The 11,384-nt window shown below is 68.2% G+C and carries 11 protein-coding genes; 4 read left to right on the plus strand and 7 right to left on the minus strand.

What is annotated here, in order from left to right; all coding sequences use genetic code 11:
* The coding region (locus VSO01S_RS24290; RefSeq protein ID WP_153305407.1) for a LysR family transcriptional regulator at positions 1-236 on the minus strand (236 nt) is incomplete at its 3' end.
* A 110-nt stretch (positions 237-346) separates the two neighbouring features.
* Here VSO01S_RS24290 and ilvD point away from each other — a divergent pair.
* Positions 347-2,041: a dihydroxy-acid dehydratase gene (ilvD, locus tag VSO01S_RS24295; RefSeq protein WP_068645359.1), complete on the plus strand. Its 1,695-nt coding sequence runs from the start codon at positions 347-349 to the stop codon at positions 2,039-2,041.
* Between the two features lie 207 nt (positions 2,042-2,248).
* Entirely contained in the window at positions 2,249-2,473 is a 225-nt protein-coding gene (locus VSO01S_RS24300) for a hypothetical protein (RefSeq protein WP_153305408.1), read from the plus strand.
* A 73-nt stretch (positions 2,474-2,546) separates the two neighbouring features.
* On the opposite strand, the gene VSO01S_RS24305 is transcribed toward VSO01S_RS24300, so the two are convergent.
* Positions 2,547-3,053, minus strand: coding sequence for a nucleoside deaminase (locus VSO01S_RS24305; RefSeq protein WP_068645361.1), 507 nt, complete (start codon positions 3,051-3,053; stop codon positions 2,547-2,549).
* 13 nt (positions 3,054-3,066) lie between these two features.
* The gene (locus tag VSO01S_RS24310) at positions 3,067-4,095 is read right to left on the minus strand and encodes an ABC transporter substrate-binding protein (protein WP_068645362.1); all 1,029 of its coding nucleotides are present in this window, start codon (positions 4,093-4,095) and stop codon (positions 3,067-3,069) included.
* 403 nt (positions 4,096-4,498) lie between these two features.
* Between VSO01S_RS24310 and VSO01S_RS24315 the strand changes: the two genes are divergently transcribed.
* Positions 4,499-5,509, plus strand: coding sequence for an isopenicillin N synthase family dioxygenase (locus VSO01S_RS24315; RefSeq protein WP_068645363.1), 1,011 nt, complete (start codon positions 4,499-4,501; stop codon positions 5,507-5,509).
* A gap of 53 nt (positions 5,510-5,562) precedes the next feature.
* Here VSO01S_RS24315 and VSO01S_RS24320 read toward each other — a convergent pair whose 3' ends face one another.
* From VSO01S_RS24320 to VSO01S_RS24335, 4 genes are all read right to left on the minus strand, one after another.
* Positions 5,563-6,918, minus strand: a complete 1,356-nt coding sequence (locus VSO01S_RS24320; protein ID WP_068645364.1) for a class II 3-deoxy-7-phosphoheptulonate synthase — start codon at positions 6,916-6,918, stop codon at positions 5,563-5,565.
* 28 nt (positions 6,919-6,946) lie between these two features.
* A complete protein-coding gene (locus tag VSO01S_RS24325; protein WP_068645368.1) occupies positions 6,947-9,199 on the minus strand; it encodes a xanthine dehydrogenase family protein molybdopterin-binding subunit in 2,253 nt (750 codons plus the stop codon).
* Positions 9,200-9,219: 20 nt separating this feature from the next.
* Complete coding sequence (locus VSO01S_RS24330; protein WP_068645365.1) at positions 9,220-9,696, minus strand: (2Fe-2S)-binding protein; 477 nt, start codon at positions 9,694-9,696, stop codon at positions 9,220-9,222.
* Between the two features lie 79 nt (positions 9,697-9,775).
* Positions 9,776-10,348, minus strand: a complete 573-nt coding sequence (locus VSO01S_RS24335; RefSeq protein WP_068645366.1) for a TetR/AcrR family transcriptional regulator — start codon at positions 10,346-10,348, stop codon at positions 9,776-9,778.
* Between the two features lie 224 nt (positions 10,349-10,572).
* Here VSO01S_RS24335 and VSO01S_RS24340 point away from each other — a divergent pair.
* Positions 10,573-11,384, plus strand: an 812-nt coding sequence (locus VSO01S_RS24340; RefSeq protein WP_068645367.1) for an NAD(+)/NADH kinase, incomplete at its 3' end; no start/stop codon positions are given.

Here is an 11,384-nt window from a genome sequence, read left to right on the forward strand (position 1 = left end):
CGCGCCAGCAGCTCGCGCACGTCGGGCAGCAGCGCTTCGCCGGCAGGGGTGAGCGCCACCCGCCGCCGGGTGCGGTCGAACAGCAGCACGCCCAGCGTCTTTTCCAGCTGCGCGATGGCCTGCGTGACCGGCGGCTGCGTCATGTTCAGCCGCTGGGCGGCGCGGCCGAAGTGGAGTTCTTCGGCCACCGCCACGAACTGGCGCCAGGCGCGAAGGTCGATCTGGCTTTCTTTCATATGCCGAGCATATCAATCGGCATTGAAAAATGGATTGGAACCAATCAATCAGAAGTCCGATACTCCACCTTCCCCCTTTGGGTCCCCCACGATTGAAGAGACACCCCACCATGGACACCAAGCCGATCCAGATCAACCGCCGCAGCGCCAACATCACCGAAGGCAAGGCGCGCGCCGCCAACCGCTCCATGTTCTACGCCATGGGCTACACGGAAGGCGACTTCAAGAAGCCCATGGTGGGCGTGGCCAACGGCCACAGCACCATCACGCCCTGCAACTCGGGCCTGCAGAAGCTGGCCGACGCCGCCATTGCCGGCATCGAGGAAGCCGGCGGCAACGCGCAGGTGTTCGGCACGCCCACCATCTCCGACGGCATGGCCATGGGCACCGAGGGCATGAAGTACTCGCTGGTCAGCCGCGAGGTGATTTCCGACTGCATCGAGACCTGCGTCGGCGGCCAGTGGATGGACGGCGTGGTCGTGGTCGGCGGCTGCGACAAGAACATGCCTGGGGGCATGATGGGCATGCTGCGCGCCAACGTGCCGGCCATCTACGTATACGGCGGCACCATCCTGCCGGGCAAGTGGAAGGGCCAGGACCTGAACATCGTGAGCGTGTTCGAGGCCGTGGGCGAGAACGCCGCTGGCAAGATCACCGACCAGGAACTCAAGGACATCGAGCAGCACGCCATTCCCGGCACCGGCTCGTGCGGCGGCATGTACACCGCCAACACCATGAGCTCGGCCTTCGAGGCGCTGGGCATGTCGCTGCCCTACTCCTCCACCATGGCCAACCCGCACGACGAGAAGCAGAACTCGGCCAAGGAATCGGCCAAGGTGCTGATCGAGGCCATCAAGAAGGACCTCAAGCCGCGCGACATCGTCACCAAGAAGGCCATCGAGAACGCGGTGGCGGTGATCATGGCCACGGGCGGCTCCACCAACGCGGTGCTGCATTTCCTGGCCATCGCGCACGCGGCGGGCGTGGAATGGTCCATCGACGACTTCGAGCGCATCCGCAAGAAGACCCCCGTCATCTGCGACCTTAAGCCCAGCGGCAAGTACCTGGCGGTGGACCTGCACCAGGCGGGCGGCATTCCGCAGGTGATGAAGATCCTGCTGAACGCCGGCCTGCTGCATGGCGACTGCATGACCATCACCGGCAAGACCATTGCCGAAACGCTCAAGGACGTGCCCGATGCTCCGCGCGCGGACCAGGACGTGATCCGCCCCATCGACAAGCCCATGTACGAGCAGGGTCACCTGGCCATCCTCAAGGGCAACCTCTCGCCCGAGGGCGCCGTGGCCAAGATCACGGGCCTGAAGAACCCGGTCATCACCGGCCCGGCGCGCGTGTTCGACGACGAGCAGTCCGCGCTCAAGGCCATCCTGGACGGCAAGATCAAGGCCGGCGACGTGATGGTGCTGCGCTACCTGGGCCCCAAGGGCGGCCCCGGCATGCCCGAGATGCTGGCGCCCACCGGCGCGCTCATCGGCGCGGGCCTGGGCGAGAGCGTGGGCCTGATCACCGACGGCCGCTTCTCCGGCGGCACCTGGGGCATGGTGGTGGGCCACGTGGCGCCCGAGGCCGCCGCCGGCGGCAACATCGCCTTCGTGAAGGAAGGCGACTCCATCACCATCGACGCACACAAGCTGCTGCTGGAACTGAACGTGCCCGAGGCCGAGCTGGCCAAGCGCCGCGAAGGCTGGACGCCGCCGGCGCCGCGCTACACGCGCGGCGTGCAGGCCAAGTTCGCCTTCAATGCGTCGAGCGCCAGCTCGGGCGCGGTGCTCGACAAGTTCTGATCGAACACCGGTCCAGCCCAAAGGCGGCCAGTCTCTCGGGGCTGGCCGCTTTCTTTTCTTCTGCGCGGGGCGAGTGGGATCGGGTCAAGCGACGGTGTCCTTCACGCCAAGGGATGCTGTCCTACCGCAGATTGCGCACAGCGCGCGCTCCGGCCCGCTGTCCTGCGGAATACCTTCGAAGCTTCGATTGACATCCAGCTTCGTTCAATGCGCGCTATTCGTTCCACCTGTCTCGCCATGGCCGTGCCGCTGATGCTCGCCGCCTGCGGCTCCTCCGCGCCCCGCTACACCAAGCAGGGCCCCAGCGAGGAAGATGCGATCACGTCCATGTCCGAGTGCGACTACCAGATCCGGCTGAGCAAGACACCGAAGTCCGAGCAGGAAGAGCTTCGCAACCTGTGCATGCAGGGAAAGGGCTACCGCGCCAAGTGAATGCGCGGTTGCAAGGTTGACAAGACACGGCCGGGTGGTCTGGTCGACCCATCCGGTGCCATGCCGCCGCTGCTCATTTCCATGCGCCCGCGTGGGATGCCGCTGCCTCGTCGACCAGGGCGGGGCCGATGCATTCGATCGGGTGCGACGAGGCGGCAAAGACGTCGCGGCAGGACAGTTCGACGTCCTTCTGGTCCAGCCGCTCGCCGCGGAACGCGCGCAGCCGCACCGCATCGATGCCGTAGACCACGCGGCCGATGGCGGACCAGAAGATGGCACCGGCGCACATCACGCAGGGCTCGCTGGACGAGTACAGCGTCGCGCCCGCCAGCTGGTCGCGCGCATGGCTGGGGCTGGCGATGCGGATGGCCGACAGTTCCGCATGCGCGGTGCAGTCGCCGGTCTCGCCGTTGGCGTTCCAGGCTTCGGCGATCAATGTGCCGTCGGCCGCGACGATGACCGCGCCGAACGGACGGTTGCCGCGTTCGCGGGCCCGGTCTGCGAGGGAAATGGCCTGGCGCAGGTAGCGGCCGTCGCGCTCATCCAGGCGCGATTCGGTGGGCAGAAGAAGGCTGGACATCGGGCGGTCCTCCTCAAGCCTTGGGCATGCGCGCGGCCTGGGACGGCAGCAGGCTGCGGTTGAACAGGGCCTCGGGCTGCGGACGCACCTTGAGGTCCAGCGTCTGCGCCACCTGGTCCACCTGCTGCGCGAGCAGTTGCGGCCGCACATCGCCCAGCCCGTCGCGGCGGGTATCGGGCGCCGCCACGTATTCGGCCGTGATGGCCCAGCGCGCCGACTCCACCTTTTCCTCGAGGATGGGTTCGCGCTGCAGCGTCGCGGCCATCGCGGCGGCGGGATCGGCCAGGCTTTCCACCAGCGCGCGGTTGCTGGCGCGCAGGAACGCGGCCACCACCTCGGGGCGTTCGGCGATCAGGCTGCTGGCCGCCAGGATGGCATTGCCGTAGAGGTTCACGCCCGCGTCGGTGTAGCGCAGCACTGAAAGATCCTGCGGCTTCATGCGCGCGAACAGCGAGACGGCCGAGTCGTGGAAGTAGGTGGCGGCATCCACGTCGCCGCGCACCATCACGTTGTCGCGCGCCGAAAACTCGGTGGTGGTCCAGGCGAAATGGTCCGGCGGCAGGCCCAGCTGGCGCGCCACCATGGGCCAGGCGCGGCGGGTCGACTCCACCGCGGCGGCGGCCACCTTCTTGCCCTTGAGGCTGGCGAAGTCGGTGGTGATGCCCCGATCCTTGCGGCCGATGATGACGAAGGGCGCGCGGTTGTAGTACTGGTAGACGGCCTGCACCTTGGGCGCGCCGGGGTACTGCGCGGCGAACTCGATGAGGGCGCTCATGTCGCCCAGGCCGAGCTGGTAGGCGCCGCTGGCAATGCGGGTGATGGAAGCCACCGAGCCGGCGCCGACGTCGATGGTCACGTCCAGTCCCTCGTCGCGGTAGTAGCCCTTTTGCTGCGCCAGGAAGAAAGGACCGGTCTGCCCGGTCACGCGAAAGTCGAGCGTGAACTTCAGCGGTGTGAGCGCCTTGCCCTGCGCATGGGCGCGAGGCAGTGCGCCAAGGGCACATGCGGCGGGAAGGGTGGCGAGGAACTGGCGGCGTTGCATGGCGGAACTCTCAGGTCTGGATCGACGATGGACCCGGCCGCGGGCTGATGCCGCGCAGCGGGTACGACTGAGCAATTTCCGGGCAACGCGCAGGGCGCGGGGCTGAACGCTTCTACTCGGGCAGGGGCGAATGCAATTGACGTGCCTGCATGCTTGCGGGTGGGACGCGGGCACCTCGCATCGTGTTGGTGCAGGTGCCCGCTCAGCAAGGCGCGGCCGCGTTCGCCGCGCACCACGATGGCGTCGCGAGGGCCGCGTCGAGGGTGCGGATGGGCTGGTGCGTGTCTTGCTTGCGTGTGCTGCAAGAGTAGAAGCGTTCAGCGCGCCGCCCCCTGCTCCACCAAGGAACGGGCCGGCTTCGTGGGTCATTGCTCTTGAACAAGGCAAACCCAAGGACCCAACCATGAACTCTTTCACCCCCTCTTCCACGCCCGCCCCCTACACCCTGGGCGAACTCGACAAGGAATCCCGCATGGGCGGGCAAGGCACGGAAACCGATGCGCGCGAAGTGCGCGTCATCGACATCACCGATTTCGAGCAGCGCAGCGCCGAGATCGCCGAGCAGCTCTGGAGCGCGGCGGTGGAGATCGGCTTCTTCCAGGTCAGCGGCCACGGCATTGCGCAGGCCGACGTCGATGCCGCCTTCGAGCGCGCCGAGCGCTTCTTCGCGCTGCCGCGCGAGCGCAAGGCGCAATGGCCGCTGGCGCGCAACTCGGGCTGGGAGCACAAGGCGCAGATCCGCCCCTCCACCCGCACACCCGACCAGAAGGAGTCCTACCAGGTCACCCGCCCGCGCATGGCCGGGTTGTGGCCGTCGGAGGACGAGCTGCCCGGCTTCAGGGATGCCACGCTGGCCTTCGAGCGCCAGTGCTGGGAAGTGGGCATGCGCCTGCTCTCGTGCTTCGCGGGCAAGCTGGGCTTCGACGCGGATTTCTTCACCCGCGCGCACGATCCGTCGGTGCCGGGCTACCAGAGCACGCTGCGCATGCTGCACTACTTTGCCGTCGATCCCGCGCTCAAGGACGAGATGGGCCTGTGGCGCGCCGGCGCGCACACCGATTTCGACTGCCTCACCCTCTTGTTCCAGCGCGCCGGCCAGGGCGGCCTGCAGGTGCTCCCGGGCAAGGAGATGGCCTCGCGGGAATGGACTCCCGTGCCGCCCATCGAAGGCGTGATCACCTGCAACATCGGCGACATGCTCACGCGCTGGAGCGACGACCGGCTGCCGAGCAACTTCCACCGCGTTCGCAACCCGCTGCCGCACGAATACCAGGGGCCGCGCTACAGCCTGGCCTTCTTCTGCCAGGCCAACGAGGAAGCGGTCATCCAGGGGCCCGAGGCGAAGTACCCGCCCATCACCGCCGCCGAGTACCTGCGCCAGCGGGTGGCCGCCAATTTCTCCAACCGGTACTGAAGGGCGCATGCGCTGCTCGGGCTGCTCCCGCGCCGCGCAGCCGGGCGGACAGCCTAGCGGCGCTGGCGCGCCGCCTTGAGCACATCCGCGATCAGAAACGCCAGCTCCAGGCTCTGCGAACCGTTCAGGCGCGGGTCGCAGGCGCTGCGGTAACGGCTGGCGAGGCTTTCGTCGGTCAGTTCCTGGGCGCCGCCGCGGCACTCCGTCACGTCCTGGCCGGTCATCTCGAAGTGCAGGCCGCCCGGGTAGGTGCCCGCCTCCTCGTGCGCCGCGAAGAAGCCGCACACCTCGTCCAGCACCCGCGCGAAGTCCCGCGTCTTGTAGCCGTTGGACGCAGTCACCGTGTTGCCGTGCATCGGGTCGCAGCACCAGACCGGCGTGCGCCCGGCATCGCGCACCGCGCGCAGCAGCGGCGGCAGCGCCTCTCGCACCCGTTCGCTGCCCATGCGCGCGATCAGCACGATGCGGCCGGGCTCCTGGTCCGGGTCCAGCGCATCGAGCAAGGCGAGCACATCCGCGGGCTTGGCGGAAGGACCCAGCTTCACGCCGACGGCGTTGTCGATGCCGCGCAGGAATTCCACATGGGCGCCGTCGATCGCACGCGTGCGCTCGCCCAGCCAGAGCATGTGCGCCGAGGCGCCGTAGGCACGGCCCGTGCCGTCGTCGTGGCGGGTGAGCGCCTGTTCGTAGTGCAGGTGCAGCGCCTCGTGCGAGGTGTAGAACTCCACCGCATGCAGCTGCGGCGCCTTGTCGGCGTCGAAGCCGCAGGCCTCCATGAAGGCCAGCGACTCGGTGATGCGGTCGGCCAGTTCCTCGAAGCGCTCGCCCTGCGGGCTGCGGCGCACGAAGTCGGCCGTCCAGCCATGCACCCGGTGCAGGTCCGCGAAGCCGCCCTGCGCCAAGGCCCGCAGCAGGTTCAGCGTGGCCGCCGAATGCGAATAGGCAGTCAGCAACCGCTGCGGATCGGGCGTGCGCGCCGCCACGTCGAAATCGGCGCCGTTGATGATGTCGCCCCGGTACGACGGCAGGGTCAGCCCCTGCTGCGTTTCCGTCTCGGACGACCGCGGCTTGGCGAACTGCCCGGCGATGCGCCCGACCTTGATGACCGGGCATGCGGCGGCGTAGGTGAGCACCACCGCCATCTGCAGCATCACGCGGAAGGTGGACTCCACCGGCATCTGGCCCAGCTCGTCGAAGCTCTCCGCGCAATCGCCGCCCTGCAGCAAAAAGGCCTGGCGGCGCGAGACCGCGGCGAGCCGACTCTTGAGCTGCGTGATCTCGCCAGGGAAGATCAGCGGCGGCAGCGCGGCCAGGCGCGTCTCGACGTCCTTCAGGGCGTTCGGGTCCGGGTAGGAGGGCAGCTGCAGCGCGGTGCGCTGGCGCCAGGAGGAAGGAGACCAGGCATGCATGGCCGCATGGTATTGCAGCGCCGGACTCTCAAGCCAGCTTGAACGGCAGCTCCCGCACCGGCTTGCCGGTGATCGCCGCCACCGCGTTCGCGAACGCCGGCGCCAGCGGCGGCACACCCGGCTCACCCATGCCGGTGGGCGCATCGGCACTGGGCACGATGTGCACGGCGATCTGCGGCATGTCGGTGATGCGCGGCACCACGAAATCGCCGAAGTTGCTCTGCTGCACCACGCCGTCCTTGAGCGTGATGGCGGCGCCGGGCAGGCACATCGACAGGCCCATCAGCGCCCCGCCCTGCACCTGCGCTTCCACGCTCTTGGGGTTGACCGCGAGATTGCAGTGCACGCCCGCCGTCACGCTGTGCAAGACCGGCGTGCCATCCTTCACCGAGGCTTCGACGACATACGCCACCACCGAGTTGAAGGATTCGTGCACCGCCACGCCCCAGGCGCGGCCCGCATCGAGCTTCTTCTTGCCGTAGCCGGACTTGTCCACCGCGAGCTGCAGCGCCGCCTTGTGGCGCGGATGCTGGTCGCCGATGAGCTTCATGCGGTAGGCGACCGGGTCCTGCTTGGTGGTGCGGGCGATCTCGTCCAGCAGCGTTTCCATGACGAACGCGGTGTGGGTCGAGCCCACGCTGCGCCACCAGAGAACCGGCACGTTGAGCTTGGGGTGGTGCACCGTGAGGCGCATCGGCAGGTCGTAGGGCTCCTTCATGCCTTCGACCGCGGTGGCGTCGACGCCGTCCTTGACCATCATCGGCTCGAACATGCTGCCCATCAGCAGCGACTGGCCCACGATGACGTGGTCCCAGCCGGCGACCCGGCCCTGCGCGTCGAAGCCGATCCTGGCGGTGTGCAGATGCACGGGCCGGTAGTAGCCGCCCTTGATGTCGTCCTCGCGGCTCCACAGCGTGCGAATCGGCGCGGCGATGCCTGCGGCCTGCGCCGCCTTGACGACACTGCAGGCCTCCACCACGAAGTCGCTCGTCAGCAGGCCGCGCCGGCCGAAGCCGCCACCCGCCATCTGCACGTGCACCTTGACGTTCTCCGGCGCCACGCCGAGCACCTTGGCGGCGGCCATGCCGTCGATGCCCGGCATCTGCGTGCCCGTCCACACTTGCGCCTTGCCACCGGCCAGGCTGACGGTGCAGTTGAGCGGCTCCATCGGCGCATGCGCGAGGTAGGGAAAGACGAACTCGGCCTCGATCTTGTGCGGGGCGGCCGCGATCTTCGAGACGTCGGCGTCGTACTTGCGGCTGCCCGGCTTGGTTGCGAGCTCGCGGTACTGCGCGAGCTGCTTCTCGCTGTCGACCTTCTCGACGGCGCTGGAGTCCCATTCGATCTTGAGCGCATCACGGCCCTGCTTGGCGGGCCAGTAGCCGTCGGCCACCACCGCGACGCCTTCTGCGCCTCGGTCCAGCGGCACGCGCAGCACGGCCTTCACGCCCTTGATCGCCTTTGCCGCGCCGTCGTCCACCGACTTCACCTTGGCGCCGAACACCGGCGGGCGAGAAACGACGGCCGTCAGCATGCCCGGCAGGCGCATGTCGATGCCGTAGCTCTGGTGGCCGCTGGACTTGGCCTGCGCGTCGAGCCGGCCGGTGGCCTTGCCGATCAGGCGGAAGTCCTTCGGGTCCTTGAGCTTGACGGTGTCGGGCACCGGCAGCTTCATCGCCGCCTCGGCCAGTTCGCCGTAGCCGAGCTGCTTGCCGCCCGGGCCGATGACGGCGCCATTGCGCGTTTGCAGCGTGGCGGCGTCCAACTTCCAGCGTGCCGCCGCCGCGCTCACCAGCATGGCACGCGTGCGGGCGCCCAGTTCGCGGTACTGCGTGTACGAGTTCCTGATGGAGCCCGAGCCGCCCGTGATGTGCATGCCAAAGGCCGGGTCGACATAGGCCGGATCGTTGGTGCCGTGCACGCTTTTCACCTTGGACCAGTCGGCGTCGAGTTCTTCGGCCAGGATCATCGGCAGGCCGGTCTGCACGCCCTGCCCGAAGTCGAGCCGGTTGATGGTGATGGTGGTGGTGCCGTCTCGCTCGATGTGCACGAAGGCCGACGGCTGCTGCAGCGGCTTCAGGCCTGCCGGCTTGGCAGCGGCGGCGTTCGCATCTTGCGCGAGCGCGGCCACGGGGAAGACGCCGAGCGCGAAGCCGCTCGCCGCCGTGAGCTTGAGGAAGCTGCGGCGCGCCAGGCCGCCGGGTTCGTCGGTGCCCTCTTCACGCGCCAACAGCGCACGGAGGTTGGCGGGCAGCTCGAAGGTGGCTGGGTCGAAGTTCATGGTGATGTCCTCTTTGTTCTTCAAGCCAGCGACTTGGCGGCGTCGGACACGGCGGCGCGGATGCGCGCATAGGTGCCGCAGCGGCAGATGTTGCCGGCCATGGCGGAGTCGATCTCGGCCTCGGTGGGCAGCTTGCCGGGCGCGACGGTCTTGAGGAAGGCGGTGGCCGACATGATCTGGCCGCTCTGGCAGTAGCCGCACTGCGCCACGTCATGCTTGACCCAGGCGTCGCGCACGGCCTTGCCGACCTTGTCGCTGCCGTCGGTGACGGCTTCGATGGTGGTGATCTTCTGGCCCGCTGCAGCCGAGATTGGCGTGACGCACGAGCGGATCGCCTGGCCGTTCAGGTGCACGGTGCAGGCGCCGCACAGCGCCTGGCCGCAGCCGAACTTGGTGCCCGTCATGCCCAGCGTGTCGCGCAGGGCCCAGAGGATGGGGGTGGAGGGATCGGCATCGACCTGACGGTCCTTGCCGTTGATGTTCAGGGTCGTGGTCATGACGTGGGGCCTTCCTTCTTATTGGCGAATATTGATTCGGTTAAACAATAGACCTGCGCGCCGGGCAGGTCAAGCGAATTCAAGCTTTGATACCGTCCCAGCACAGGCCGAAGGCCATGGCCAGGTTCTTGTCCGTGCGAGACAGCGCGCCGGAGCGCAGCAGGTTGGCCGTCTCGCGCACCGAGCCGGCAAAGCTGTTGATGAGCAGCACCGTGGGCACGTCCTTCAGGATCTGCTGGGCCTTGGCCGACTCGACCAGGTCGACCCAGTCCTTGATGAGCCGGGCCGAGAGATTGCGGCTCTCCTCGCTGAACCAGGGCGAGTTGTAGTACTGCTCGAGGAAGACCACCTGCGCATAGTGCGCCAGGCGGTAGTCCAGCCAGTTCATCCACATGCGCTGGAAGCGGCTGCGAAACGGCGCCTTCGGGTCGTCGCCCTGCATGAGGCTGGCGGTGGTGGTGGTCTTGGCCTGCTCGTAGAGCGCCACCATCAACTCTTCCTTGGACTTGAAGTAGACGTACAGCGTGCCCGTGGCCACGCCCGCCTCGCGCGCAATGGCCGCCATGGTCAGGCCGCTCAGGCCGGTCTGCTCGACCAGCGCAAAGGTGGCTTCGGCAATGGCGCGCAGCTTTTCGTCGTCCTTGGGTTTCACGGACGGGATCTTAGTACGCTTTCATTTTTTGGCGAACAAATATTCATCAATCCTGACTGACGGGCAAGCGGTCACGGATCACGCCAGGTGTCACACCGTGCAGTGACACCTGTCACATCGCAGCACTCAGCAGCCGGCGGGCAAACCCGTAGCACGCACGCTTCTCCCAGAGGGGAACACGCATTGGCGCCGCGCCCTGGCACAGCGGTTGCGCAAGAAAGGCCATGTCACATGCGCCAAGCCCCGCCGCACCGCCATCGCCCGTTGTCGGCCTGATCGCCAACCCCGTTTCCGCGCGGGACATCCGGCGCATCGTGGCCAATGCCGGCAACCTGCAACTGCCGGACCGCGTGAACATCGTGCTGCGCCTATTGGCCGCGCTGGCGGCCACCGGCGTGTCGCGCGTCTTGATGATGCCGGACCGCGCAGGCCTGGCCGCCATGCTGGCGCGCCACCTGGAGCGCGAACGGCGCCAGGGCCATGTGCTGGCGCAGGTGGAGATGCTGGACATGGTGCCGGTCGCCACGGTGGAAGACAGCTGCCGCGCCGCCCGCCTGCTGCGCGAGGCCGGTGCCGCGGCCATCGTCGTGCTGGGCGGCGACGGCACCCACCGGGCCGTGGTGCGCGAGCTGGTCGCAAACACGGGCGACTGGCGCGAGACCGTGCCGGTGTGCGGCCTGTCCACCGGCACCAACAACGCCTTTCCCGAACTGCGCGAATCCACCACGGCCGGCCTGGCGGTGGGCCTGTACGCCACCGGCCGGCTGCCGGCCGAAGTGGCGCTGGCCGCCAACAAGCTGCTCGACGTGCGCATCGACGGCGCCGCAGGCACGCGCAGCGACATCGCGCTGGTCGATGCCGTGCTGGCCGACGAGCGCCTGATCGCGGCCCGTGCCTTGTGGAAGCCCGAAGGGCTGCGCGCCGTCTACCTGGCCTTTGCAGAAGCGCAAGCCATCGGCCTCTCGTCCATCGGCGGCCTGCTGCAGCCGGTGCCGCGCGACGCGCCCGGCGGGCTGGCCGTGCACCTGGCGCCCGA

The organism is Variovorax soli NBRC 106424 (genome assembly GCF_001591385.1).
Taxonomy (GTDB): domain Bacteria; phylum Pseudomonadota; class Gammaproteobacteria; order Burkholderiales; family Burkholderiaceae_C; genus Variovorax; species Variovorax soli.

Excerpts from the sequence above, each read along its gene's own strand:
- ilvD (WP_068645359.1), top strand. The coding sequence starts at position 347 with ATGGACACCAAGCCGATCCAGATCAACCGCCGCAGCGCCAACATCACC.
- VSO01S_RS24300 (WP_153305408.1), top strand. The coding sequence starts at position 2,249 with ATGCGCGCTATTCGTTCCACCTGTCTCGCCATGGCCGTGCCGCTGATG.
- VSO01S_RS24305 (WP_068645361.1), bottom strand. The coding sequence starts at position 3,053 with ATGTCCAGCCTTCTTCTGCCCACCGAATCGCGCCTGGATGAGCGCGAC.
- VSO01S_RS24310 (WP_068645362.1), bottom strand. The coding sequence starts at position 4,095 with ATGCAACGCCGCCAGTTCCTCGCCACCCTTCCCGCCGCATGTGCCCTT.
- VSO01S_RS24315 (WP_068645363.1), top strand. The coding sequence starts at position 4,499 with ATGAACTCTTTCACCCCCTCTTCCACGCCCGCCCCCTACACCCTGGGC.
- VSO01S_RS24320 (WP_068645364.1), bottom strand. The coding sequence starts at position 6,918 with ATGCATGCCTGGTCTCCTTCCTCCTGGCGCCAGCGCACCGCGCTGCAG.
- VSO01S_RS24325 (WP_068645368.1), bottom strand. The coding sequence starts at position 9,199 with ATGAACTTCGACCCAGCCACCTTCGAGCTGCCCGCCAACCTCCGTGCG.
- VSO01S_RS24330 (WP_068645365.1), bottom strand. The coding sequence starts at position 9,696 with ATGACCACGACCCTGAACATCAACGGCAAGGACCGTCAGGTCGATGCC.